A 25,832-nucleotide genomic window follows, 5' to 3' on the forward strand; every position below is an offset into this window, starting at 1 on the left:
CACTAAGAGTGCCGTTTCAACATGAAGCGAAGCGGTTCTGGCTAGGCGCACGGCCGCAGACAGTACAAGTGGTGCGAGCAAGGCCCGCGCGACGACGCTAGCATCTTTTGGAAACGGCCTCCAAGCAGGCATCAAGGCAGGCGCAACGGGTACGCCTGGAGACGTGGTTGGCAGGAAGCCGCCGTTTTTGCGGCAGACGAAAGCAGAACGAGAAGATACAGAGGCATAGGCCGCATCGCTGCAGCACAGATCGCTGCCGCGCGCGACAGGCATTGGATGGGAACAACAGGGCGCAACCGGCGCAGCGCCGGGGTCGCTTTGATTTCTGGTCGGATTCAGCAAGGTCATGTCTCGGTGGACCGGATTGGCGCGTTGCGTTGCAACAGGGCCATCAGGTTGGCCGTGTGATGTCCGTCTCTCCGGTTACACGCATTGGTGCCGGCAAGGATATGCCGCACGCCAAGGGAGACGTTTTGTTTGCAGCAGGGCATTCCGGGGGAACAAGACGTGAACGCATCCCAGCAGTGCCGCAAGCGATTGCGGACCACGCTCAAGACCACGGCCGTGCTGTTAGCGCTGTTCGCCCGCGAGCATTGCGCGGCAGAGACCGCAAAGCCGGCAATGCCGCGCGTGCGGCCGCCGGCCGGGCTGGAGCAACCCGCATCGGCGGGCGAGAACGACAGGCTCAGGGAGCGCATTTTCGCCCTGGCCGAAGCAGGTTCCCCAAAACTGGCGCTGGAACAGGCCGCCGCACGCCCGGATGTCTTCGCGCGCCGGGATCTGCTGCTGCTGGAGCATCTTGTGGTTGCCCAGCAAATCCGGTGGGCGCGGCAGCAAGCCATCGCTTCCAATGACCAGGATCGCCTGGTTCCCGCCGACGCCGCGCTTGCCGCAGCCCAGGCACTGCAAGACAGGATTCCTGCCGACGACGAATACAACGGGGTGCGGCGCGCGGTCCAGTCCGATCGCCTCACGGCATTGTCCGTGCGCGGGCGCATGAAGGAGGCCACCGCGCTATACGAGCAGCTCTCGCTGGCCAACGAGCCGCTGCCGGGCTCGGCTTATGCCGCCGCGGGCGATGCCTACGCCTATCTCGATAAGCCCGACCTTGCCTCGCGCGCCTACGAACTGGCCTTGCAGGCGGTCATCGAGCCGATCCAGGAGACTACCGAGCCTTATGCGCTATCGCGTCCTAGCGTGCAGGAAAGCTTGTTCTTTGCCTACCTGGACCAGGGACATTACGAGGCGGCGCTCAAACTGGTCTCGATGATGGCCCGTAGCACGCCGGCGCAAACCGAGCTGTCCGAAGACTTGGACAAGACAAATCCCGAGTACGGCCACGTCAAGAAGCTGCAGGCGCAATACCTCCTCTATACCAATCACGTCAAAGAGGGCGTCCAGGCACTGGATGCCTTGCGCAAGGATGCCCCCTTCGATCCGTCCCTGCTGACCGCCCGCGCGGACGGTTCGCTGGTGCTGGAACGCCCATACGCCTCGCAAAGCATCTACCGGCAGTCGCAGGCCGACCACCCCGGCGATATCGAAAGCCTGGTGGGGCTCGGCAAGACCGCCCTCCAACTCCATCAGTACGATCAGGCGAAGGCGGTCGCCGCGGCCTTCGACGGCAATTTCCCCGACAACAACAGCGTCAAGAACTTCCAGCGCGAGTACCGTGTCTACGAGCGCCCGCAACTGGTCATCGACGCCATTGGCGAGCGCGGCAACGCAGTGCTGGCGGATCATGCCTGGGGTGTTGACACCCGTCTCTATTCGTCGCCGATGGCCGACTACTGGCGTGTCTTCGCGCACCAGTACACGGCGCGTGGCGACACCGGCGATGGCCAGAGCGTCAGCCGCATACGCAACGGCCTCGGCGGCGACTTCCGGCGCGACGGCTGGGAAGCCGCCGCCGAGCTGCATCAGTCCACCGGAGGCCAGGGCAAGACCGGCGGCACCGGCACGGTCGCCTTCCAGCCCAATGATGACTGGCGCTTTGGCGCGGGTGTCGACTCCAACGACAACGCGTTGCCGTTGAAGGCCTACCAGGCCGGCGTGACAGGCCGCACCGCCACGGCATCGGCGCGCTACTCGCAGGACGATGCGCGCTACTTCAATGTGATGTACGGCGCCTCGCGCTACAGCGACACCAACTTTCACCAGATGTGGCAGGGCACCGCCTACCAGCGGCTGCTGAACCAACCGCGCCACCAGGTGGCGATCTGGCTCGACGTGGGTACCACCAGCAATACGCTGGACGGCACCGCCTACTTCAATCCGCGCCGCGACTACACCGCGCAACTGCGCACCATGTACCAATGGACGCCGTGGCGCTATGCCGAGAAGTCCTTCAGCCAGCGCGTGTATGTCACCGCAGGTGGCTACCGGCAGGACGGCTTTGGCGACAGCATGTTGTGGGAAGCGCGTCTCGAACAATTCTGGCAGCTTGGCCGCAAGGCTTCGCTCACCTACGGCATCGGCATCGGCAGCAGACGCTTCGACTCCAACCGGGAAACAACCAAGCTGATCTACCTCAACCTCAACGTCCCTCTATAGGTCATCATGCAAAAGCTCAATCGCCGAACATTCATCGGGCTCGCCGGCGCGCTGTCGGTGACCAATAGCGTGCACGCCGGCTATGCGCTGTCCTTGCTGCCGCCGCAGGATCGCGACGACGGGCTGACCTTCCGCGTACTCGCGTTTCACGACATCCGGGACGACCTGCGTGCGGATGTGGGAACAGTGGCAGATACCTGTGCGATCAGCACTGCCACGCTAAACAATATCTTCGCCTGGCTCAAGGGCAACGACTTCCACCCGGTCAGCGTCGACCAGATCATTGCCTCGCGCAACGGCGGCCCGCGCCTGCCGCCGCGCGCTGTGCTGCTGACCTTCGACGATGCCTACGAGAGCCAGTACACCAAGGCCTTTCCGCTCTTGCAACAGTACAACTACCCAGGCCTGGTCGCCGTGGTGTCGCGCTGGACCGGTACGCCGCGGGACGAGCCGGTGCGCATCAGCCATAAGTCGGTGATGGCGCCGGGCTATTTCATGAGCTGGGACAACCTGCGCGAGATGGCTGAGTCAGGCCTGGTGGAGATCGCCTCGCACACGCACGACATGCACCACGGTGCGGTGGCCAATCCTCAGGGCAACGAACTACCGGCGGCCAGCGCGCACCGCTACCATGCCGACCTGAAACGCTACGAAACCGACCAGGAATACGAAAACCGGGTCGGTGGTGACCTGAAGACGTGTTCAGACATGATCCAGGCGAAAACCGGGGTTCGGGTGCGTTCGATGGTCTGGCCCTACGGCATGTACAACGCGGCGCTGATCGGCGCTTCGCACAAACTGGGCATGAATGTCCACTTCACCCTCGACGACGGGCCCAATACGCCCGAGGTGCCGTTGACCAAGATCAGGCGCCTGCTGGTCTCCTACGACTGGGATGCAGGTGTCATGATGGGCCAGTTCCGCCAGCAGTCGGCCTATCGCGGCGATAACCAGCCGGTCGAACGAGTTGTCAACGTCTCTCTCGACGAGGTGTACGATCCGAACCCCGATCGCCAGGAGGCCAGGCTGTCGCGGCTGATAGACCGGATCAAGGATCTTGAGCCCAAGTCGGTCTACCTGCAGGCGTTTCACGATCCCGACGGCAGCGGCACCGCCCAGGCGCTCTACTTTCCCAACCGCCACATGCCGGTGCGCAGCGACCTGTTCTCGCGCGCGGCCTGGCAGCTGATCACCCGAGCTGGCGTACAGGTCTACGCGGCATTGCCGGTGCTTGCCTACAAGCTGCCCGCGGGCCATCCGGCTTCGTCCCGGCTGGTAGCGGTGATGCCGGGCGCGCCGGCCACGCCCCTCGACCCGCGCCAGCGGCAACGGCTCAGCCCCTTCGACCCGCTCGCCCGCAACGTGATCCGCGATATCTACTACGACCTGGGCAGATACACCAGTCTGAACGGCGTCGTGTTTGGCGATGACGCGAGCCTGAGCGATGTCGAAGACGCGAGCGACGCGGCGCTTGCGGCCTACGCGGACTGGGGGTTGCCGCGCGGACTGGCTGCGATCCGCGCCAACCCCGATCTGCTGCAACGATGGTCGGACGCCAAGCTCCGGTACCTGATCGACTTTACGCGGCAACTGGGCGACCTGGTCAAGGACTATCAGGGCGGCGGCAACGTGCTGACCGTGCGCAGCCTGCCTGCCAATGCGGTGCTGCGTCCCGATGCGAGCATGCGCCTGGCCCAGGACATCGATGCATTCGCCGCGCAATACGACTTCGTCAACCTGATGGCCTACGCGGATGCCGGAGGCGGCCCGCCTTCGACGCCCTGGCTGGAGGGCCTGGTCCGGGCCGTAGCGGCGCATCCGGGCGCGCTGCCAAAAACCATCTTCGCGCTGCAGACACTCGACGGCCGTACCCAGGCGCCGGTCGCCAGCACCGCGCTACGCGATCAGATGCAGCGCCTGCGCATGGCTGGCGTGAAGCACCTCGGCTACTGCCCCGACCAGTTCATGGTGAACCAGCCAGACCTGGCGGTGCTGCGGGATGTCATGTCCATGCAGAACCTGCTGCGGCCGCGCAATGGCATGAAGGTTTAGACCAAGAGCCGATAAAAACAAGGTTGGGGAAGATGATGAAGAATATGGCAAGCCTGCTTTCGAATTTTGTCTTCTACTACCCACTGTTCATGTCCTACTTATGGATGACGGGTGGCCTGCTTCACTACTTCCTGATCGAGAGAAAAGAGCGCAAGAAAACACGGGCGGATGTGTTGCTCGATTACCCGAAGGTGTCGGTGATCGTGCCCTGCTTCAACGAGGAAGCCAATGTGCGCGAGGTCATCGCGAACCTGGCGGAATTGCGCTATCCGAACTACAACATCATCGCCGTCAACGACGGCAGCAGCGACGCCACCGGCGATATCCTGAATGCGCTGATCGATCAGTATCCGCAATTGCTGGTGATCCACCAGGCCAGCAACGAGGGCAAGGCCATTGGCCTGACCACCGCGGCAATGCTGACCGATGCCGAGTACCTGCTGTGCATCGACGGCGACTCGCTGCTCGACCGCGAGGTGATCGGCTGGATGCTGCGTCACTTCCTGCGGGACGCCGGGGTCGGTGCAGTCACCGGCAATCCGCGCATCCGCACCCGGACCTCGCTGTTGGGGCGCATGCAGGTCGGCGAGTTCTCGTCGATCGTGGGCCTGATCAAACGGACCCAGGAAATGTATGGCCGCCTGCTGACCGTGTCTGGCGTGATCTGCATGTTCCGCAAGAGCGCGCTGCGCGGCGTGGGCTACTGGAGCCCCGACATGCTGACCGAAGACATTGATATCAGCTGGAAGCTGCAGGTCAATGGATGGCGGCTGCATTTCGAGCCACACGCACTCAGCTGGATCCTGATGCCGGAAACGTTCAAAGGCCTGTTCAGGCAACGTCTGCGCTGGGCACGGGGCGGCATCCAGGTGCTGCGGAAGTATGCGGCGCCCATCGTCACCAAGAACAAGCCGATGATGTGGCCGATTTTCCTCGAGTACACGGTCAGCGTGATCTGGGCCTATTGCATGCTGTTCACCCTGGTGATGACGGCCGCGACCGCGTTGTTCGATCTGCCCGAAGCCTGGCGCTTCTCCGGCATGCCGCGCGGGGCAGGCGTCTTGCTCTTTATGACCTGCTGCATGCAGATCCTGGTCGGCTGCGTCATCGATCGCTGCTACGACACCAAGCTGCTGCGCTACTTCCTTGACACGATCTGGTACCCGATCGCGTTCTGGAACATCAGCATGGTCGCATCGGTGATCGCCCTGCCCAGCGTGCTGTTGCTCCAGCGCCGCACCCGGGCAAGGTGGGTCAGCCCCGACCGCGGCATCCGCGAGGACGCCCCCGCGTCCTCGCCGCCAAGGTCACCTGCGCCCGCATCTCCCGTTGTCGGGCAGCTTGAAGAGCATTCTTGAGGAGGAGTGAGACATGAAAGAACCTGTCATTGACACATCCGGCACGGCCTTGCGGCAGTATCTGCAGCACCTTGCGCCGGGAAAGGCCGTCCGACGATATCTCTGGTATCGGCTGGCGCGGCCCCTGCTGGTGGCCAGCATCTGGGTAGCTGCGGCGTTCTACATCTACTGGTGCGTGGCCTCCACGGGAAGCACCGAGTTCTCGCTTAGGGAGGTCATCCCCGATGCATTGACCATTCTCGGGATAGGCCTGGCGCTCACGGCGTGGACATTGGCGCGCCGCTTCGGGACAAGCGTGTCCAACCTGAAACAGCCTGCCCGGGTGGCGCCGATCTCGACGCTCGACCTGGCCAAGGATGTGGTGCTCTCGGTGGGCACGGGCCGTCGCCTGGTGGCTTTTCACGATGAAGACGGCCTGATCTCGCACGTTGCACCGCTACAGCAAGAACTGGCCTGAGCAGCTCCGCGATTTGGCCTCGCGCGACAGCTGGCGGTCCGCCCGCTGTCGCGCGAGGTCCTCATTGAATGGTTTTGGCATTGTCACGAGGAACTGTGGAGTCACCATGCGTCCGCTCGCCATGATGTGTGGCGCTGCTCTAGTGCTTGCCGGTGCGCTGCTGTGCGCGCCGGCGGGCGCGCGTAACGAAGGCAGGAACAATAGCCGCGCTGACACCCGGCAGCCCGCCAAGGTCCGCCCGGCGATCGATCGGCGCGCCTTTATGCATGGCATTGGCGCGGCAAGCGGGCCTGGGCAGACCACCTACGTCTTCTTCAGCAGCTCCGGCCTGCCGCCGCGCGGCCCGGATCGCGATCGCAACTGGACGCATGACATCTACGTCGCCAATTGGAACCCGGCCCAGGCCAGTCTTGGCAAGCCCCGGCTACTGGTCGCCGAGAAGGAAGCGCAGGAGCCGGTATCAGTCGCGCAGAATGCCGCGGGCCGCATCATGCTGACCTTTGAGGATGGCTCCAATACCACCAACGGCGTCAGCCAGCGCTATCGTGTGTACGGCACGGGCCTTCAATCGCAGGCGGCAAAATCGACCGACGTCTGGTCTGGTGGACACTCTGGCCACGTGACGGCGGTAGGGAATACTTTCGTGGTGTTTTACTCGGACGACTGGATCGATGGTGGCGGCGTGGATAACCTGGGCACCGGGAACGGCGTCTACCTCAAGACCTATGACGGCAACGGCCGGCTGCTGCAAAGCACCGGGGTGGCGCCGAACAAGCGCGAGTGGTGGCCATTGATTGCAGGCTCGAAGGAGACGGCCTTGCTTGCCTGGCAGGAGTTCGTACCCGGCGAGACGCACGCCAGGCTGAAGACAGCCGTCTATCGGCCCGCCGACGGCGTGCTGACTGGCATGCAAACACTGAATGGCCAGCTGAAGTACTACACCTACAGCGTGGCCTATGTCCCGGCCCTGGACAGCTTCCTGCTGGTCGGCACCACCGACTTGGGCAAGGGCTTCGCGCATCTGCTGGATAAGGCCGGCAGGGTGAGCGCCTCGCTGGCCTGCATGCCGGAAAGCGTGCGAGAGGCCGGCATCACCGTGGTCGGCGACATGGCGTACGCGCCTGCGGCGGATGGCCGCCTGCTGCACCTTAAGCTGTCCGCCGGCACCATCGAGTTGCGCGGCAGCCAGCCATCGCCAATTCCATGGACTTATGCAGGCAGCCTTGGGCTGGTGCGTTCGCCATCCATACTGCATTGGGTCTCGCTTACGCCGGTGGGCTTGCGAGAGAGCGATTTCGATTTGAGCCGGGCCACGCCGCCCTCGGCCGCGGATCTGTGCCGGTAGGCAGGTATCCGCCCGCGCAATGCGGCCAGCTTGGCGGTGAATCGGTCACCGATGCCTGCTACGCAGGGCTACTTGTTGAGCGGCGTGCTTTCTTCCAGTTTTGAGTAGCCATGTGCTTCAATGACGGCGGGATCCATCACAATGTACCCCAGCGACCTGAGTAGCGTCACTGCCTCAATTTCCGCGTCCGTATGAGGCAGGTGTTTTGACGGCGGCACGAAGGACGTGGCTGATCTTGCTGGCGTCTCGTGCGTGAGCGGCCGGGCATGCTCCACCTGGCTGCTCGCGATGAACGCGCAGCGCTGCGCGTTGGGTTTCCAGGTAACCTCCACCGCGGTACAGAACTTGCCGGTGAAAATCTTTAGCTGCATGCTTGCTTTCAGCCACGCAGCAAAGGATTCACGAGACGCAGGCTGGTAGCCTTGCAGCAGAGTTTCAAGATTCTTCTGTGGCAAGCCTTCCGTTTGGGAGGAAGGCTCTTCTAGCAGTGACAGCTGCAGTGCCACGCGCTCGCGGTCAGCTTCCTCGTAAATGAGGTACTCGTTGTCAACCACGCCTTCGCGCAGCAGTTCGCACAACAACGCCCAAGCCCTGGGATTCTTCTCGATGCAACCTTTCAGGCCAGGGTCCAGGCTCGTTAGAATCGCGGGCATCGACTGGTACCTGCCGGAGGCGACTTCGACTGCGAAGGAAGCGGCATTGCGTGATGGGCTAGCCCGGCGCTGGAGCATCTGCAGGGACTCGTCCTTGTACTCCTGGATCTCGGCAAGGGTCTCGGCAGCTTGGCTCCAGGCGTATTTCTCGATATTTTCGGCAAGTTTTCGCGCAGCCCTGGCCATGTCATAGGCAAGAACGCCAACATAGCTCTTGCACGCAGCGCATTGGCACTGGAGACGCCCGTAGTGCAGGAATCCGGCATACACGCGCTCCTGATGCCCGCAGTGATCGCACTCAAGCGCAAAGCCGCCCTGGCGCGCCGGGCGCTGATTGGCAAGTAGCCCATCGACCTGGTATCGCGCTGGATGATCGCAACACGGGCAGCCCCATATGATCTTGTGAGAGCCATCGCGTGCCGCCACCCTGCCGAATTGACGTTCCAGCGCACTGCGCGGAATGCCCTGCGCCCGTCCGAGCACGTCGGCTGAATAGCGCCAGTAGAAATAGGAGTGAGCGGCGGCTGCCACCTCCGGACCGTAATCGCGCAACTCCTGCAGCACCCGTGGTGTATGCCGAATCCGATCGGCAAGGCTATCGACCATGAAGGACCGGCCCGGTACAAGCGCCTCCAGGGCCTGGCGGCTCTGCTCGACGAAGGCCGGAACATGATCGCGGCGGATGGCGTTTTCCTCCTTGAGCCAGCGCGAGTGTCCCGGCAACGTGTTAAGCGCATCGATGGCTTCTTTGAGCTCTGCAATCGGCGGGCAGGCCAGGAAGGTGAACGGCTTGCTGAACAGCAATGAATCCATCATCGCATCGTCTCCGACAGAATGGCACCCCTCCCGGACGTGGTCGGGGTGCCGTGAATGCGCCTACGGCCAGTTGGTGCGGCCCTTCGCAACGCATCAGTGACGCGGCAGCCCCGCAGGAGAAGGCGCGTCCCGACCGCTGGACGAAACGACTCCGGAGGTGATCGCGCAGTACGCCGCTTGCGTCCCATTGGTGATTGCGCAGTACGCAGCCTTGGCGTCTGCCGGCTCGGCTCCCAGCGCGGGCTTCGCCTCGCTTGTGACCGCACAATAGGCCGCCGTCGCCGGTCTCAACCCGAACTCGCGCGCGCCAAGTCGGGCACTTGCCTCGGCCAGCGCGCGCAGGCGGGCTTCATCCTGTGGGCCATCGATACCAACGTAGGGGTCATGATGCAGGACATGGCCAAAGATGTGCTCACAGTCGCTTGCATAGCGCCTGGTATCGACAATATGGGCGTGCCAGAACGCGTCTACCTGTTCGCTGGGCACCACTGGAGTGTCGGGGTACTTTACCGCGAGCTTGAGAAACCTGCGGTAGCCGGCCTCGGCATCGGCCAGGCCTTCGGGACTCCAATGGGTGGACTTGCCATGTAGCAGCTTGGCTTTGATCCTCGAGAAATCGAGCGCATCGATGGCTTGCCATGACCGTTCAATCGACTGTTTCTGCGCTGTCATGATGTGTTCCCTCCTGTTGTTGACGCTGGGGCGCGCGCCGGAATTCAGAATCAGGCGCGCATCGGCTGCGGTCCCTGTTCAGGCAGCAGACCGTGCACGGTATGGCCGGCGAGAAACGCGGTGACGTCCTCGGCCGGCATAGGGCGGCTAAAGTAGTAGCCCTGGACTTCGTCACAGCCCTCGCGGCGAAGAAAGCCCAGTTGATCCTCGTTCTCGACGCCTTCGGCCACCACCTCCAGCGCCATCTGATGTCCTAGCCCGATGATTGCGCTCGTGATTTGCGCATCGCTCCTGCTATCGGGCAGATACCGTATGAACGAGCGGTCGATCTTCACGGTGTCGATCGGGAAGCGGCTCAGGTAGGCGAGCGAGGAGTAGCCGGTGCCGAAATCGTCAATGGCCAGCCGTACCCCGGTTCGCTTCAGGCGCGACAGCCAGCGCGCCGCTTGCTCGGCATCGCGCATGACCATGCTTTCGGTGAGTTCGAGTTCGAGCAGATACCCTGGCAAGCCGGCTTGCTTCAGCGCATCGAGCACGACCTGCCTCAGGTCCTTGTCGGCGAATTGCCTGGCGGAAAGGTTGACCGAGACGCGTATCGGGGCATTGCCGTCGGCAAGCCATTGCGCATTCTGGCGGCAGGCCTCACGCAGTACCCACGCGCCAATCTGCACGATGGCCCCGCATTCCTCCGCAACCGGAATGAAGTCCGCGGGCATCACCATGCCGAGCTTCGGATGGTGCCATCGGATCAGCGCTTCGACGCCGGTACAGGCATTGGTGTCCAGCGAGATGCGCGGCTGGTAGTGCAGCACGAACTCGTTGTGTTCCAGTGCGCTGCGCAGATGCGATTCCATGTCGATGCGATTCTGCAAGGTCACGCTCATCTCGCGCACATAGTATTGGAAGCCGTTCTTGCCGAGTTGCTTGGCGGCATACATGGCGAGATCGGCATGCTTGAGCAGCGTCTGCGCGTCATTGCCATCTTCAGGAAAGGAGCTGACGCCGATGCTTGCCGTCACCTGCAGCTCCTTGCCATTGACGACAAAGCCGGATGCGAGCGCGGCCTGGATACGCTTGATGATGCGGTGCAAAAGGGAAAAGTCGTCGACCGGCTCGACCAGTACGACAAACTCGTCGCCACCGAGCCGGGCAATCAGGTTGGCTTCGCCAAGCGTCGCGCTAAAGCGATCTGCCACGGCGCGCAGCAAGACGTCGCCCGCGTTGTGGCCCATTGTGTCGTTGACCCTCTTGAACTGGTCCAGGTCAACAAAGAGGATATCGAGACGATGTTGACGGGAGCGGGAACGAGCGAGGCTGTTCTCGAGATGATTCTTGAACATCAACCTGTTGGGCAGACCAGTGAGCGCATCGTGATTGGCAAAGAAGCGCAGGGTCTCCTCGGCCTGGCGACGCAACAGGAAGTGGCCAGTGTGACTAGCTATCGCGCTAGCCATGGCAAGCGCATGTGGATCGCGTGGACGCCTGGTGCGCGAATACATCTCCACCAGTCCGATCGTGCTCGTGCCCTTGCGCAGCGGGAAAGCGAATACGGTTCGCACGCTCGCGTCGGCCAGCCAGCGATGCTGAGGCAAACGCGCGATGGCACCGCCGCCCGCATACCAATGCGGTTCCGTCAGCACGTCTGCCTGATCTGCCTGATCTGCCTGTGGGTCGGCCGGCCGCCGTGCCAGCCAAGGTTCCAGTTCTTGCGCTCTGGCCCGGCAAACCGGCGCAAGCGCCAAGCCACGTCCTGCTTCCGAAGGCCAGAATGCACCGGCCTCCCATTCCATTCCCGCAACCAATGTACCGATGATTTTTTCCAGGACTTCGGCTTCGCTAGACACGGTGGCGAGATGCAAGGCAACCAGATGCTCCTGTGCGCGAGCCTGCTCGATGAGCTTTCGCTGGGTGATGTCCTGCGCGGTACCGCGCAGGACGGCGGTGCCCATTGGTCCATGCGCATGGCCGATCAGGTGAAGCCAACCCATGCGTCCACGTGACGAGCGGTAGGGGCACTCGAGCTCGAAGGCCACGCGCTCCCGCAAGGCGGTTTGCATCCTCTGCCGCAACACGCCGCGAAAGCGAGGATCGGCAGCGCCTAGCAGCATGTCGGGGGTGGGATCCAGCGCCCGCACACCCAGCAGCCGGGCCATCTCGCGGGAAAAATAGGCTGCGTTGCGCCCGAGGTCGAGACGCCAATCCCCCAGGTGCGCGATCCGCTGCGCCTGGGCAAGCCCCTCTTGACTCTCGCGCAGGCTGTGCGTCATGCCATCGGCCACCGCCAGGGCTCGCGACCGGGAACTGGATAGCGCGTAGGCCAGCCCGGCCAGCAGTGCGGTGATGATCAGCCCGGCCCCAAGCACCACACGCTTCAGGTAGCGTTGCGGGCCCGCCATGGCCTGGGCGTCGGCGGAGAAAACAATGAGCCAGCGCYGCCCTCCAAACGGCTGTGTCATCTCCTTGCGCTGGAAGGAACGATCGTCCGATACGCTTGCCCGCTGGCGCGCGGAGGGCTCGTCGCTGGCCGCAAGCCGTGCGGCGCTGGCCTGGCTAGCCGCCTTGGCAACGGCGGGGCCGGTTGCCGTCATGCCGCCGGCGCTGTCGTACAGCAGAGTCGCCGGGGACGGCGGTACCGGTTCGCCATCGAGTTTCCCGGCGTCGTACAGTTCGAAACGGGTCCCATACATGCGCTCGTTGCCGGCGATCTCCCCAAGCAGCCCGCTGATTCGTATACCAGCACCAACGGAGCCGATATAGGCACGGCGGCGCTGCTCCAGTGAATCGAGCGGCTGGCCTTTTCTGTAGACCGGAAGGCGCAAGGCAATGCCGACGTGAGGACCTTTGGCTTCGCTGAAGATCAGGCGCCCGCTGCTCACTGCCTGCCCGCTGTCACGGGCTCTTTCGAGAGCGGCCAGGCGCCCCGGATCAGCCCCCATGTCGATGCCGATCGACGGCAGGTTGTTATGGAACGGCTCGACATAAGTCAACACGAAATAGGCTGGCCGCTTCCCTGCAGGGTGGACAGAGAACGCCACGCCGGCCTCGCGCAGCACTGGGTCCTTGCGCTGGCTGGCGACAAAGCTGGCCAGCTCGGAGGCCGGCACATAGGGCGCGTAGTTGAGCGTCTGGAACCCGGGATAGCGTTGTTCCAGGTTGAGGCCATTGACGAAGTCCCGGAATTCCTCGCGCGATATATCGTCACTAGCGCCGAAGAGCGCCTGCATGGTTACCAGGACGTCGGTGTAGAGCCGGATACGCGTATCGATCTGCTGGACGATATCGTCGGTATCGCTCTTGAATCGCAGGCGCGCATCCCTCTCCAGCAGCTCTGTGTAAAGCGAATGCACGACGATCGTGCTAAGCAGGCCGAGCAGCAGCGCGCCGAGTGTGATGACGGTCGTACTGACGCGTCCGATCGGACGCAGCAATTGCGTCAGTAGCTTGCGCACACGATATCCCCCAGGAACGTGACGTGTGGACTGCAGACCTAAGCGATCAAGCGGCGATGGTGTCAGCCGGCTGCTGCCGGGCCGCCGCCACCGGGGCGCGCGGACTCGCGCAGCGTTCTTTTACCTGTGTCTACAAAGTTATCCCAAATTGGAGCGGGGGCAAGGCCGAATGCGATTGCGGATACCCCACTTAAGTGGGGGCTGCGCCCTATGTGCTTAGTCAAGCATGAGGGGGCGCAAAGGCTATCGTCGCTCGGCATGGGCAACGGGCGGCGCCAGCCAAGATAATAGGACAGGTTCTTGGCAGCCAGGCCTCTGACACGTGCCATCCAAGCCTTTAGCTGGGAGTCATAGGCGTTGACACTCTCGATGTGGAAGACCCACTGCTTCACCCGGGTGCCAACCCGGTGATTGAGCGGCTTCTCGGTCAATGCGGCACGTGCGCGCCAAGTAGCGGCGGATAGCTCCGTCCTGCGCTCACGCTTCTGCAATCAGAAATTTGTCGCGATTCTTGCCAAGCCAGGCCGGTGCTCGACCGCGGCCCGTCCAAGTGGCACCGGTTTTCGGGTCTTGATACTTTGGCGGCAGGGATGACTTGGGTTCTGGCCGTAAAGCACATCACATTCACGGACATGATTCCCGGTCCTGGGGGCGAGGTACGCCCTAGCATCGTTAGCCGCAAAATCGACGCAAGGCACGATGGCGTGCCACTAGTGCCGCTGCTCCGGAAAAGGATTTGTTGCGTCCAACAGACCTTGCCGAAGAAGCGCCGAGCCTCACGGCAGTGCCCGAAGGTGAGGAGATGATTCGGGACTTCCGGTCGATGGGCCTGACCCGAACCGTCGCCTGTGCTCGCACAACGCGCGCCGAGGGGCGCTCCTATCCTATTGGATTCACCAGGTCCCCGTCAGTCGTCGTCCCCGTGTCGCCCGTGTCCGTGGTGGCCACGCCTGCGCCACCGCCGCTCGCCCTGGTCGTCATCATCATCATCGCGCCCACGCCAGTAGGGCGCATAGACGGGCGCAGGAGCGACAACAACTGGGCGAGGAACATACACGGGCCGGGGCGCTACATAAACCGGTTGGGGCTCTACATACACCGGCTGGGGCGCGACATAGACCGGCGCCGGTTCGGCATAGACGACACCGGGAATTCCGATGCCAATGTCGACATTTACACGCGCGTGGGCAGCGGGGGCAATTGCGAGAAGTGCGCCACCGAACGCCGTAATCAATACAAGCTGCTTCATTTCTTCCTCAACTCTGGGCGAGCGTAACTGTACTGGTTCGCGGCAGTCATCTTTACGCGATTTCCGTAAGGATTTGTAACCGCAGTGTCGCAAGTGATCTGCAATCGGTATAGCGCGTGGGTGGCTGTCAAGCTGGCCGAGGTATCTGGCAAACGCCATAGCCTCGCGTGCGCCGGCGAAAGAGAATCTTCCAGACCTAGCTGGTGATGGGCATGAGGTCGCAATTGACACTGGTGCCGAAGTTTTGGCCGCCGACCGGCTTGAGGTGGAGGGCCGCGCCAGCCGCCTCGTGCTCCATGGAGGAGCAGGCACAAGTGAAAGGTCAAGCTGGCTTGTGCTCCGTCAGAACCTAGCGAGCCATGGGATTGGGACGGTTGCCATGGATTTCTCGGGGGCACGGCGAAAGCTCGGCGTGCCCCCGCCCCTGAGCTGGCGGCACCCGGTCGTCTTCGAGCAGATGTCTAGGCTGAATGGCTGGCGTTTCGGATGTAACGACGGCGTCAAATTCCGCGTTAGTCGTTTTCTCCATGGTGTCCGTGGTGCCTGTGGCCCCAATATCCATATGGACCATAGTATCCACCATGGTACCCGCCATCGTATGGCACCACGACACAACCGCCGAGCAGCGTGGATGCGGCGATCAGCAATGCGAGAAAGGCTCTCATGGCACTTCCCTCATATTGAACAAGCGCGGAGAGGCCAGGCTGGCCTTCCAGCTGACTGGCACTCTCCAAAAGGCTCCTGCACTCGAGCTTCGTCGCGATGGCCAACGCCATGGCAACGTACCCCCCTCCGCTCGATGGGAGCAGCTTACTGCTTCTTCGTCTTGTCTACACTGGCGCTGGCTGCAGCCTTCGCGGCGTCGGCCTGAGCCTCCGGTTTCGCAGCATCCGCCTTCGCCTTACTGGCCTCGGTACTGGCGGCCCCCATCTTGCTCGCCTTGTGGTGGGTGCCCTTGGCGACGGACTTATTGGCGTCAACTTTTACGTCAGCCTTTTCCTTGCCAGTGCTGGCTTGAGCCTTTGCAACGTTGCCCTGCGCGCTGACATCCTTCTTGTCCTTTTCGGCTTTTGCCTGCGTGGCTCTCTTTTCCTTGACGACCTTTACCTGGTTTTTCATCGCCCCTGCTTGCGGCTGAGTCGCGGAAGCTGGAACACCAGTCTGAGCGAAAACAGTACCGACGAGGGCTACAGAGGCGAGAGCAGCGAACAGCTTCTTCATGACGTGAACTCCTGAACAATTTTTAGCAACTCGGCAAGGCGCCGTGCTTACCGGTAAAAACGGTACTGTCCCGAGCTGAGTTGACTCAGAACTCGTGACAATCCGTAAGTTCTGAAACAGGTGAGCTGAAGTTGCGCGCGTGGACGGATGCGTCTCCACCCTCAGATTGGTTCTTGGACTATCTGGTGTACTCCGACCCCGGTCCCACGCGGAAGATGCGCGGCTGTGTCGTAGACCGTCCAATCCGGGTGGACACCAGGCGCCTCCACATCGCGTTACAGAAAGTCACCGCTTTGCGAGTCCGCTAATACATCATTGAGCCAAGCCGGCCTAGAGTCTCTGTAAGAGGAAACGGAGTAAACCATGCGAAGGGTCGCAGCACTTTTGATACTGGCCGGGATGACCGGACTTGCCTCGAACGTTGCTCAAGCGCGAGTGGACGTAGGTATCGGCATCGGTATCCCATCGCCAGCGGTTATCACCCCGCCCCCTATCTACTACGAGCCAGCGCCGGTGGTTATCGAGCCTCCGCCCGTGGTAGTTGCCCCGGGCTACTACTACGACGACTGGCGGGCCCGTGCGTGGCGGGAGCGTGCCTGGCGGGAGCAGCGCTGGCGCGAACGCGAATGGCGCGAGCGTCGACGCGAATGGCGACGCTGGCATGACGACTACGATGACTAAGATGACGAATATGAGTGAGCGCTATGCTGGTGAGTAACAGCCGGAACGCCAAGGCGCTCGTCATCACGCATTGGATTGACAGGTAACGCTATGAGGCCGCGCCGTGCGACCAAGGCAGACCTTCGTGATGTGGAAGCATTGCTTCGGTCGTGCTCGCTGTCCGTTGGCGGAATATATAGCGAAGCGGTGCAATTTCATGTCAGCCGAGACCGGACTGGCCTTCTTGGGTGCGCCGGTATCGAAGAACTTGGCGGCAAGGTTGGCCTGTTACAAGGGGTCGCCGTGGCGGAACGGGCAAGACGTGCAGGTCTGGCCGCTCTTCTGGTTTCCGCACTGGTGGCCGATTTGCGTTTGCGCGGTATCGAATCCCTGGTGGTCAGAACTGAAACTGCCGCGGGCTATTTCTCTCGACTTGGCTTCACGCCAGTCGACCGTGTGGCCATACCCCTGGAATTGCTGGCTTCTCATGAATTCTCCAATACCAGTGCCAACACTGCGGCAGTCATGAGGGTCACACTCTAGCGTCTGCTTCCACATGCATCGCCAGTTTTCTCCGTGCACGCGCCTGCGTAGGAGAGTGTGGGGCGCCGGTACGCATCACTAGGTCAGAGTGCGGGCGAATGGGGCGGCCCCGCTCCGCTTTACCCGTTCGTGTACATGGGTTCGCGCGCACCTGTTACCAAACCGACCGCAGATACGCTGCCGCCAGCATCACGCCGGGCGATGGCGGTATGAACTCGTACATACCCTGGATTTCTGGATGCTCGGAAGGCGCACCTACATCTCAGTAGCGGGTCTCCGTTTCCCCGCACTGCGGAGTGACTTCATTGTTTCCTGCGGCCCCTGGCTGCAATCTCACAATCGATTACAAGCTGATCGCGTGTTCGGTGATAGGCTCACCTCCATGACGGCCGACGATGCCGCATGGCCATCGCGCTGCCAAGTGAAGAAGAAGGCAAACATATGCCTTCAGTATTACTAGAGCGTGCCGCAGGCTTCTCTTAGCCTAAGGAAACGCAAGTTGGAGTCACTTCATCATGATGACCGAGATTCACCTACGTTCGGCCTCTCACTTAGACTTGCAGGAAATCGTTGCTTTGCTTGAGCGCTGCAGGCTACCTGCAACGGATGTTGTCGAAATTATCGAAGCCTTCCACGTTGCCCTGTGTGATGGCCACATCGTTGGCTGCGCAGCGGCAGAGCGCCATGGAGAGTCCATCCTAATCCGCTCGGTAGCAGTTGAGCCTGAATACCGCGAGAGGGGCATCGCTAGCCGATTGGTTGAGGCGCTCTTGATAAAAGCTCGCGGCACCGAGGCGCGAGACGCTTATCTCCTCTCTGCTGTAGCCCCAGCCTATTTCGCGCGCTGGGGGTTCTCCCTTATCCCTGCCGAAGAGGCACCACCGGAAGTCACGGCTTCAAGTGCATTTCAGCGGGCCGTGCAAACGGCTGCACTCTGCATGCGATGCGAGTTCCACTAGTGCTGGCGCTGTTCTAGCGCGGGCGACGCAGTCACCTGACTGGCACGGCGGCCCACGGGCGAAGACCGCCGACGACTACGACGCGCTGCGTCCCTGGAAGATGCCAGCCGGTCACCGCTGATCACAAATCACGCCTCCTGTTACGCCAGCCACACCGTACCGGATAATCTGCCTGAGACGCTGGCCGTCATTTAAGCGTATATGTCAACGTCCCATATCCCAGTTGATCGAAGCCGCCGCTGTTGGGACCGTAGTCGCCACCGCCGCCTTCCGGCGCGACCTTGCGGGCAAAAGCCTCGACGTCCGGCGCGGAGAGCCCTTTGAGCACAACGTAGTGGTTGTAGACGAGTGCCCAGATCGGACGCCCGTCGCCGCGCGAATTCGGCGAGATGACGGGCTGCGTGACGTCGCTGTTCGTGTATTGCGTGTAAGGCACGTCCTTCCCGAGGTTGTATCGGGCGGCGTATTCCGCTCCGCGCAGGAACCGGTTGTCGTCATATCCGTAAAGATCGTCCCCCTGGCTCCAGGCCATCTGGCAGAACGCCCCGAGCAGCGCGATATCGAGCATGGTATGCCCCTGGTCGCGCCCGCTTTCCTGCACCTGACCCAGCCCATCCGGATACAGCTTCCACACCACGTGTTCGATTGAACCGTTGCCGGCGCCATGCCTGAAATAGTCGACCGCTTCGGCATAGATGTCGTGACGGTCGGTCAGGACCCCGATTGCCAGCATGGATGCCATGTTTGCGAGATCCCAGTTGGCCCAGTAGTGGTCGATCTTTGCGCCGTTGTGCCGCGCCAGGAAGTCGTGGTTCATGGGATAGAACACGCCTAGCATCATCGACTGGAAGCGCCGGAAATCGTCGGCACGCCACAGTGGGGACGTGCGCAGGATTTCGCCGGCGTTCGCCAGTTGGTAGCCGTAAATACCGGAAGCCAGGAACTTGTCGGAACTGCCACCGATCATCGTCAGCGTGCGCGACCACGCATTCAGGACTTCTATGGCGTGTTGCGCGTAGGTGTCGTCGCCGGTGATCTTCCACCGAAGTGCAAGCGCGTAGGCCGCAGCGGCATCGTTGAAGAGCGTGGCGTAATTCTCTGCGTGGTCGGGGTTACGTCCGCGATAGATGGCCGGCTGCGGATTCGGCTTCCAGTCGAGCGACGCATGCCGGTTGGCAACCAGGCGTTGCCAGCCGTCGAACCACGGCTGCCGCCGCGCGCCGACGTTCTCGCGCATGCGCGTGAAATCGCTCTCCGTATGCAGGAGGCCGGGGTGAACAAAAGGTGCGCCGGCCATGCGGGCGCCGGGCGCAGGCTTCGGTTGCGCGCCGGTGTGTGACTGATATGAACCGGTCACGTCGGTATGGTGCTGCGTCGCGGCGATGCACCCGCCAAGCATCACGATGCAAAGAACGGGAATCGTGGCTGCTGCTCGCAAGGACAGACGAAATGCCATATGGCTCCGATAATGGTTGCGCCGGTCTTGCTGAGAAAGAACCAGTATGGATTCGAACAGGAACCGGCGTACGATGAACGGGCCGCCGGGAGAAAGCCGCTTTGCAACGTATGAACGGTCCTCGCGACGCTACGGTTGACAGTAAGCATGCCGTAAAGAATCGTCCGTCATCCCGTGAAGAATCATTCCGATTCTGCGCATACCGATCTAACAGGCGTCGCTTACGGACCGCATACGTCTATACGCATATATTCGGCTTACGTAGTGGGAGAAGCCCAGGCACGCTCGCAGCCTCCTTGAGATCCGTGCACCCTGCCCTTGGGAGTTTGTCGGCTTAGGCTAGCCAGCCCGGCGCGAGAAGGCAGGGCCCGGGATGCTGGTCAATGCCTGAGCGCGCTCCTACTGAATCTTGATACTCGCTTGGCTCACCACCGCTCGCCACTTCACGAGTTCGGCCGCCAAGTGCGCTGACAGTTGCTGCGGCGTGCCGCCCAACGGCGTTGCCCCCATCTCAGTGAATTTGCGGATCACCTCCGGGTCGCGCAGCACTTCGTTCAGTGCCGCATTCATGCGCATCACGATGGGTTCTGGCGTGTTGCGGGGAGCGAGCATTGCGAACCAGGTCGAAGACATCAGATTGGAGTGGCCCAGCTCGGCGGCGGTCGGCACGTCAGGCAAGGCGAGCGAACGCGGATTCGACATGACGGCAAGCGCACGCACCTTACCGCTCCTGACCTGCCCGAGGATGCCGGGCACTAGTTGGAACATGGCCTGGATATCGTCCGCGAGGAGATTGGTGGTAGCCTGACCCGGCGAACTGTACGGCACGTGTATCAGGCGGGTGCCGGTCTCACGCATGAAGAGTTCGCCGGCCACGTGCATGGAACTGCCATTGCCCGTGGAGCCGTAGTTCAGCTTGTCGGGGTTGGCCTTGGCAAACGCAATGAACTCGGACAGGTTCTTGACCGGCAGGCTCTTGTTGACCACCAGGATATTGGGCACATCGGCCACCAGCGCCACCGGTGTGAAGCTCTTTTGCGAATCGAACGGCAGCTTGGCATACAAGCTGGGATTTACCGCCAGCGTGCCTGCCCACGAAAACAGGAACTTGTACCCATCCGGTACAGCCCCGGCGGCCATCCCGACACCGATATTACCGTTGGCACCGCCACGGTTCTCAATGATGACTGTGGCGTGGAGTTGCTTGTGCAATTGCTCGGCTAGCACACGTGCCAGGGTGTCAGCCGTTCCGCCACCGCCCGGCGCGGGCACGATGATCTGCACGGGCTTGGACGGGTCGGGCCAGTCCGCCGCCACGGCGGACGACTGCAGACTTGGAACCAGGGCCACCGCAGCGGCCAGGCAGGCCAGGATGTGACGCATGTTGTCTCCTTGATCTTTGTAAGCGGCAATTCGGCGCCGCCCTATTCTTGGTTGGTGCCGGCTCGCGGCGGCGTCAAGCATACAAGGCTTGCTCCTGCGGCGCTCGCGCGGCCCGGACCACCGCGCGTATCGCCGTGTCCGACGTCGCAACTGGCAAAACGCAGCCCGGACCCACTATCAGGCGGCGGCCGTCCGTTTGCGCTATTGCGTTGTGCACCTCATCAGCAATATCCTGCTCGCTTCCGTGAAGCAAGGTGCCGTGCTCGTTCAAGCCACCCACCAGCAGGCGCGTGAAGCGCGCCGCCGCCGCCTCCAGCCCTGGAGGGGTCAGGCGGTCGTGCCAATTGAACATGTCGACTGGATACGTCGCCAGGAGATCGAACATGATGTCGTCGCCGTGCGCGTGCAACATGTTGAGTTGTGCGTGGCCACGCAGCGCAGCGAGCACCTCCAGATCGTAGCGGCTCCCGAATCGCTCATACTCCTGGGTCGTCAGCATGCGGCTCGACGCCAGTTGCGTTGCGAAGAACACGCCGTGCGCGCCGGCCTCCAGCGAGTCCAACGCGAACTGAATCGTGGTGTCCGTGATTACCCGCAGCGCCGCCTCAAGCGCATCCGGCTCGCAGCGCAGGTCAGCAAATAGCCTGTCCGTACTCAACTTGCGCGCCGTGGTTAGTGGGCTGAACACGGTTTGCAGAATGGGTACCGCGCCGCGCAAGGACCGTGCCGCTGCGCGTAGCGCCTCGTTCTGGCGGCCATAGGAGCCCTGTTTTACATCCAACGGCCGGATTCGAAGCCAATCCTCCGTTGTTCGCACAGGTGACGCCACCACCGCGCGCGCGCCGTTGGCACTGCCCTGGTACGCCGTGACAGCGCCCCAGTCTTCTACGCCGTATGTGCCCGGTGGCATGAATTTGACCAGGTCAAAATCCCATTTTCGCTGCCACTCCAGGGTGTGCCGCACAAGTTTGTCCACGTCCAGGTCGTCCTCCGGAAAGTGGCGCCACAACGCAACGGGAGTACGGTCGGTGGCGTCGCCCAACAGGGCGGCTTCAATGCGCTGCCAATGATTCATGGTCTGCATGTGTTTGCTCGCTTCGATGTTTGCGCAATCCAGCGGATTCAGGGGGCCAGCGCGAGGACTCGGTTTACGCCCGTGGCTACGCGCGCGGCCTCCACGCCGTACACGTGGACGGAGATCGCCAGACCAGCGCCTGCGTTGCCCAGCCGATGGACCTGGTCCAGGCCGTCCGTCCCGCTGCTGCCCGCGCCCACGGCGCGCGGCTGCCAGTGAAGTGGCGTGGCGCGCAGGCTCTGGCGGTCGCAGGTGTAGTAGTGCTCTTGCAGTTCTCCCTGAACCACCGTCAGTGCACACCAAGTGTGGTGCGCGTGCACCGGGCTGAACTGCCCGGCCTGCCACACCAGGACCACTACCGTATAGCGTCCCTGTGGGTCGGCCTGCAGCACGTGGCGCGCATAACGCTGCGGGTCCGGCTGGCGCTGTGCCGGCGTTAGCCAGTTACCGTCGGCGAAAGATGCCTGCAAGGCGTGTTGCACCGCGCCGGGCAAGCGATCCGGCGGCAATGCCATTGCGGCGTCGATCCCGCGGGTGAGCGCGGTCAGATTGTCGGTTTCCAGAGTCAAGCACATAGGGGTTTTTCCCAGTAACAGTTCGTTTTTCACAAAATCTATGACACAACGCATTGAAGGCGTTTAGTCTTTCATTAAGTGAAATGAGGAACAAACGAGATGTTTGGAAAACAGCTTTTGTAAAATACGAAACCTTATGCACTACAGTCTGATAGACCTGAAACTGTTCGTGGCAGTGGCCGACGCAGGCAACGTGTCGCGAGGCGGCGCCACCTGCTTCCTGGCGCCCTCGTCGGCCAGCCTGCGCATCAAGCAATTGGAGCAAGCGCTGGGCACCCGGCTGTTCGTGCGGGAGGCACGCGGCGTTTCGCTGACACGCGCTGGCCAGGTCATGCTGGAGCACTGCCGCCGCTGCCTTGCCGAGCTGGAGCAGATGCACGCCAACCTGGCTCCCTATGCCGAAGGAGTCCGGGCGCAGGTCACGATCTTTGCTAACAGCAGTGCGATCGCTTCGTTCTTGCCGGGGGATCTGCAGACGTTCCTGCGCGACTACCCGGAAGTGCGTATCTCCCTGGACGAGCGTCTCAGCCACAACATCGTGGCCGCCGTGGCCGAAGGGCGAGCCGACGTTGGCGTGGTCACATGGGATGACGAGCATCCCGAACTTGTGTTCCTGCCCTACCGTCAGGATGAAGTCGTCATGGTGGTGCCCGAGGGTGACCCGCTGGCCGCGCGCCAGTCAGTAGCATTCCTGGACTGCCTGAGCCGCCCCTTCGTCAGCCTGCAGAGCGGGGCTGCCATTCATACCTTCATGGTGGGCAAGGCCGCAGCCCTGGGACATCACATGGACGTACGCATCCAGGTGTCCGGCTTCGCAGCGGTGGTGGCAATGGTGCGCTCGGGCGCGGGGGTCGGCATGGTGCCGCGCTCGGTGTTGCGGTCGATCAACTGCGACGGCGTGCGGGTGTTGACGCTGTGCGAGAAGTGGGCGGTGCGGCCACTGAAGCTATGCACGCGGCGAGATGCGGCCGCGTCCGCAGTTTATGTGAGTGCCCTGCTGCGGCAGTTGGGCCAGCAGGCTGACGCGCTGGCGGGGTAAGCTCGCTGCCGCGCAGCATCTTCGGCAACTTGGGCGTGCGATGGAACTGGTAGCCACCGGCTCCGCGCGTTCAAGTCGAGTTCGGTCCCGGCTTATTCCGCTCTGGCAGCCATCAAGCGATGGGGCACGCTCATCAGCACATCAGGCACGCGTACACACGGTTGCCGACCTGTCGATACGGTAGGTCCATACAGCATCATCGCGGCGCGCCCAAAAACAGAACGGTCCCAGACTTCGAATCGCCCACATAAGGCCAGCTACGAGTCGTCTGTTAGTCCAATGACCGCTCATGGCCAAACTCCGCCATCGGCTCACCGTTCGAGGACCGACGGCGGTCATCGGCTGCTGCCGACCCAGTGCTGCCCCTCAAATGAGATTCACGACCGTCAGGTTCCGGCGCGACATGAGACAGTCGCGGATGAGACCACGTCGCCGACTTGCGAAATTGGGGTTCTGGATGACAGGCTGCTAGCCGCACAAGCTCGGCGCAGCCTACGGAAAGTCTTCACGGCGCTCCGCCCATGTCAGGATCGCATCCAGTGCCGGGCACAACGCCTGGCCCCAATCAGTCAGGCGGTAGTCCACCTTCGGCGGCACCTGATGATAGACCGTACGCRTCACGATGCCGTCCGCTTCGAGGCAGCGTAGCTGCTGGGCAAGCATCTTCTGTGTGATGCCGGGGATCAGTCTCTCGAGGTCCGAAAAGCGCTGTACCTGACCACCGAAGAGGTGAAACAGGATCACCAGCTTCCAGCGGCCTTCCAGCAGCTTGAATGCGGCTTCGACATCGATTGCGGCAGTCGCGGGGGTGTAGTTTTTTCGGTTAGCCAAGGGYTACTTACTTTTTTGTGCGTTCTTGCGATACGGTAACTGTAGCGCCATGATTGGGGCATGCAAACCTTCACKTTGAGGTGAACCCCGATGAACATGATGCTGCCTCCGCCACTGGATGCCTATCTGCTCGCGGAAACCGTCACCGACTCCGCCCCTCTCTCGAACTGCTTTACCGCCGATGCCGTCGTGCGGGACGAAGGCCGCACGATCAAGGGGCTGGAAGCAATCCAGGCCTGGAAGAAAGACAGCAAAACCAGGTACCRGTACAGCATTGAGCCGTTGGACGTATCCCAGGACGGCGCTACWGTGACGATGCWCGCACGACTCACGGGCACATTCMCCGGTAGCCCAGTCGAGCTGACTTACACGTTCGTCCTGGCCGGCGGCAGGATTGCGTCGCTGGAGATTCGCTAATGAGCTCCGCACCCGAACTTCTGGGGCTTCGGGCGCTCGTTACGGGCGGAACCAAAGGCGTCGGCAAAGCCGTCGTCGCACGCCTTCGCGAGGCAGGTGCGAACGTTCTGACGACGGCGCGTTCCCGTCCCGATGAACTTGCCGAAGAACGGTTCATCGGGGCGGACATCACGACGGCCGAGGGCTGTAAAGCTATTGTCGACGCCGTGCTCGAGCGGTTCGGTGGCGTCGATATAGTCGTGCACGTCGTGGGCGGCTCATCTGCACCGGCCGGTGGCTTCAGCGTGCTAGATGACGATGAATGGAACAAGGCATTGAGCCTGAACCTATTCCCGGCAGTGCGCATCGATCGCGCGCTGTTGCCCTCGATGGTCGAGCAGCGTTCGGGCGTCATTATCCACGTCACGTCGATCCAGCGGCAATTACCGTTGCCGGAAGCGACGATTGCCTATGCCGCCGCCAAGGCTGCCCTGTCAAACTACAGCAAAGCCTTGTCCAAGGAGGTCAGTCCCAAGGGCGTTCGCGTCGTGCGTGTCTCCCCGGGCTGGGTCGAGACGGATGCCGCCGCAGGTCTCGTTGCCGAGATCGCCCGACAACGCGGCATCGACATGGAAGGCGCCCGCAAGATCATCATGGATTCGCTCGGCGGCATTCCTCTTGGCCGGCCATGCTCACCCCGGGAAGTGGCAGAACTCATTGGTTTCCTCGTCTCTGGCCGCGCCAGCGCCATCACCGGCACTGAGTACGTCATCGACGGAGGAACTGTTCCGACTGCGTGATCTGAGCCGCTTGCCCGGCCGCGCTGGTGTCGAACGTGTCTGCCTACGGACAGGCGGCCACGACCAAGCCTCTTCTGGGAAACAGGGCTTCTGTTCGCGATCGCCGCAACGGTCGACGAGCCGAAGGTCACAGCATCATTGACGACCGTCTCTTCTCGGTCCGGGAGCGGGCAGTCGTAAATCTTCTTTGACCGGTTGAATCCGCAGCCGTCAAGCGCCTGATCGGCCCAGAGGTCCATACGCCGGCGCCAGCCGGCAGGAGTCGACCCTGAACGGCCCTTCGCGTTTCC

At 62.3% G+C, this 25,832-nt stretch carries 21 protein-coding genes and 1 pseudogene; 11 read left to right on the plus strand and 11 right to left on the minus strand.

All coding sequences use genetic code 11. The annotated features are described in order from the left end of the window. Window positions 1–507: 507 nt before the first annotated feature. The 5 genes from pgaA (at window position 508) to AB4061_RS16565 (ending at window position 7,765) form a co-directional block, all read left to right on the plus strand. Window positions 508–2,553 carry a poly-beta-1,6 N-acetyl-D-glucosamine export porin PgaA gene (gene pgaA / locus AB4061_RS16545; protein WP_441635593.1) on the plus strand — a complete coding sequence of 682 codons (2,046 nt, stop codon included), beginning with the start codon at window positions 508–510 and terminating at the stop codon, window positions 2,551–2,553. 6 nt (window positions 2,554–2,559) lie between these two features. Continuing rightward, window positions 2,560–4,605, plus strand: coding sequence for a poly-beta-1,6-N-acetyl-D-glucosamine N-deacetylase PgaB (gene pgaB / locus AB4061_RS16550; RefSeq protein WP_441635595.1), 2,046 nt, complete (start codon window positions 2,560–2,562; stop codon window positions 4,603–4,605). A 35-nt stretch (window positions 4,606–4,640) separates the two neighbouring features. After that, window positions 4,641–5,963 (plus strand): poly-beta-1,6-N-acetyl-D-glucosamine synthase, encoded by a 1,323-nt coding sequence (gene pgaC, locus AB4061_RS16555; RefSeq protein ID WP_441635696.1) that lies wholly within the window; start codon window positions 4,641–4,643, stop codon window positions 5,961–5,963. Between the two features lie 13 nt (window positions 5,964–5,976). Continuing rightward, window positions 5,977–6,420 carry a hypothetical protein gene (locus tag AB4061_RS16560; protein WP_441635597.1) on the plus strand — a complete coding sequence of 148 codons (444 nt, stop codon included), beginning with the start codon at window positions 5,977–5,979 and terminating at the stop codon, window positions 6,418–6,420. Window positions 6,421–6,526: 106 nt separating this feature from the next. Beyond that, the gene (locus AB4061_RS16565) at window positions 6,527–7,765 is read left to right on the plus strand and encodes a hypothetical protein (protein WP_441635599.1); all 1,239 of its coding nucleotides are present in this window, start codon (window positions 6,527–6,529) and stop codon (window positions 7,763–7,765) included. A 68-nt stretch (window positions 7,766–7,833) separates the two neighbouring features. On the opposite strand, the gene AB4061_RS16570 is transcribed toward AB4061_RS16565, so the two are convergent. From AB4061_RS16570 to AB4061_RS16595, 6 genes and pseudogenes are all read right to left on the minus strand, one after another. Further along, entirely contained in the window at window positions 7,834–9,234 is a 1,401-nt protein-coding gene (locus AB4061_RS16570; RefSeq protein WP_441635601.1) for a hypothetical protein, read from the minus strand. Between the two features lie 93 nt (window positions 9,235–9,327). Continuing rightward, window positions 9,328–9,906, minus strand: coding sequence for a glycine-rich domain-containing protein (locus AB4061_RS16575; protein WP_441635603.1), 579 nt, complete (start codon window positions 9,904–9,906; stop codon window positions 9,328–9,330). Between the two features lie 50 nt (window positions 9,907–9,956). Next, window positions 9,957–13,355, minus strand: coding sequence for a bifunctional diguanylate cyclase/phosphodiesterase (locus AB4061_RS16580; protein ID WP_441635605.1), 3,399 nt, complete (start codon window positions 13,353–13,355; stop codon window positions 9,957–9,959). A gap of 477 nt (window positions 13,356–13,832) precedes the next feature. Further along, a pseudogene (locus tag AB4061_RS16585) lies at window positions 13,833–13,946 on the minus strand (H-NS family nucleoid-associated regulatory protein); the annotation flags it as partial. A 316-nt stretch (window positions 13,947–14,262) separates the two neighbouring features. Next, entirely contained in the window at window positions 14,263–14,604 is a 342-nt protein-coding gene (locus AB4061_RS16590) for a hypothetical protein (protein ID WP_441635607.1), read from the minus strand. Between the two features lie 810 nt (window positions 14,605–15,414). Further along, a complete protein-coding gene (locus tag AB4061_RS16595) occupies window positions 15,415–15,825 on the minus strand; it encodes a hypothetical protein (protein WP_441635609.1) in 411 nt (136 codons plus the stop codon). 363 nt (window positions 15,826–16,188) lie between these two features. Here AB4061_RS16595 and AB4061_RS16600 point away from each other — a divergent pair, with 363 nt between their 5' ends. The 3 genes from AB4061_RS16600 (at window position 16,189) to AB4061_RS16610 (ending at window position 17,987) form a co-directional block, all read left to right on the plus strand. Continuing rightward, complete coding sequence (locus AB4061_RS16600) at window positions 16,189–16,506, plus strand: hypothetical protein (protein ID WP_441635611.1); 318 nt, start codon at window positions 16,189–16,191, stop codon at window positions 16,504–16,506. A gap of 90 nt (window positions 16,507–16,596) precedes the next feature. Next, a complete protein-coding gene (locus AB4061_RS16605; RefSeq protein WP_441635613.1) occupies window positions 16,597–17,028 on the plus strand; it encodes a GNAT family N-acetyltransferase in 432 nt (143 codons plus the stop codon). Window positions 17,029–17,543: 515 nt separating this feature from the next. After that, window positions 17,544–17,987, plus strand: coding sequence for a GNAT family N-acetyltransferase (locus tag AB4061_RS16610; protein WP_441635615.1), 444 nt, complete (start codon window positions 17,544–17,546; stop codon window positions 17,985–17,987). A 187-nt stretch (window positions 17,988–18,174) separates the two neighbouring features. On the opposite strand, the gene AB4061_RS16615 is transcribed toward AB4061_RS16610, so the two are convergent. From AB4061_RS16615 to AB4061_RS16630, 4 genes are all read right to left on the minus strand, one after another. Beyond that, complete coding sequence (locus AB4061_RS16615) at window positions 18,175–19,443, minus strand: alginate lyase family protein (protein WP_441635617.1); 1,269 nt, start codon at window positions 19,441–19,443, stop codon at window positions 18,175–18,177. Between the two features lie 399 nt (window positions 19,444–19,842). After that, a complete protein-coding gene (locus tag AB4061_RS16620; protein ID WP_441635619.1) occupies window positions 19,843–20,907 on the minus strand; it encodes a Bug family tripartite tricarboxylate transporter substrate binding protein in 1,065 nt (354 codons plus the stop codon). Next, window positions 20,900–21,910 carry a uroporphyrinogen decarboxylase family protein gene (locus AB4061_RS16625; RefSeq protein ID WP_441635621.1) on the minus strand — a complete coding sequence of 337 codons (1,011 nt, stop codon included), beginning with the start codon at window positions 21,908–21,910 and terminating at the stop codon, window positions 20,900–20,902. The genes AB4061_RS16620 and AB4061_RS16625 overlap by 8 nt, the downstream gene beginning before the upstream one ends. A 38-nt stretch (window positions 21,911–21,948) precedes the next feature. Further along, window positions 21,949–22,476 carry a cysteine dioxygenase gene (locus AB4061_RS16630; RefSeq protein ID WP_441635623.1) on the minus strand — a complete coding sequence of 176 codons (528 nt, stop codon included), beginning with the start codon at window positions 22,474–22,476 and terminating at the stop codon, window positions 21,949–21,951. A 136-nt stretch (window positions 22,477–22,612) separates the two neighbouring features. On the opposite strand from AB4061_RS16630, the gene AB4061_RS16635 reads away from it, so the two are divergent. Continuing rightward, window positions 22,613–23,515 carry a LysR substrate-binding domain-containing protein gene (locus tag AB4061_RS16635; RefSeq protein ID WP_441635625.1) on the plus strand — a complete coding sequence of 301 codons (903 nt, stop codon included), beginning with the start codon at window positions 22,613–22,615 and terminating at the stop codon, window positions 23,513–23,515. 492 nt (window positions 23,516–24,007) lie between these two features. Here AB4061_RS16635 and AB4061_RS16640 read toward each other — a convergent pair whose 3' ends face one another. Further along, complete coding sequence (locus AB4061_RS16640; protein ID WP_441635627.1) at window positions 24,008–24,346, minus strand: winged helix-turn-helix transcriptional regulator; 339 nt, start codon at window positions 24,344–24,346, stop codon at window positions 24,008–24,010. 90 nt (window positions 24,347–24,436) lie between these two features. On the opposite strand from AB4061_RS16640, the gene AB4061_RS16645 reads away from it, so the two are divergent. Continuing rightward, window positions 24,437–24,763, plus strand: a complete 327-nt coding sequence (locus AB4061_RS16645; protein ID WP_441635629.1) for a nuclear transport factor 2 family protein — start codon at window positions 24,437–24,439, stop codon at window positions 24,761–24,763. After that, a complete protein-coding gene (locus AB4061_RS16650) occupies window positions 24,763–25,542 on the plus strand; it encodes an SDR family oxidoreductase (protein ID WP_441635631.1) in 780 nt (259 codons plus the stop codon). The genes AB4061_RS16645 and AB4061_RS16650 overlap by 1 nt, the downstream gene beginning before the upstream one ends. The last annotated feature ends 290 nt before the right edge of the window (window positions 25,543–25,832 follow it).

It is taken from the genome of Cupriavidus sp. YAF13 (assembly GCF_052113425.1).
Taxonomy (GTDB): domain Bacteria; phylum Pseudomonadota; class Gammaproteobacteria; order Burkholderiales; family Burkholderiaceae; genus Cupriavidus.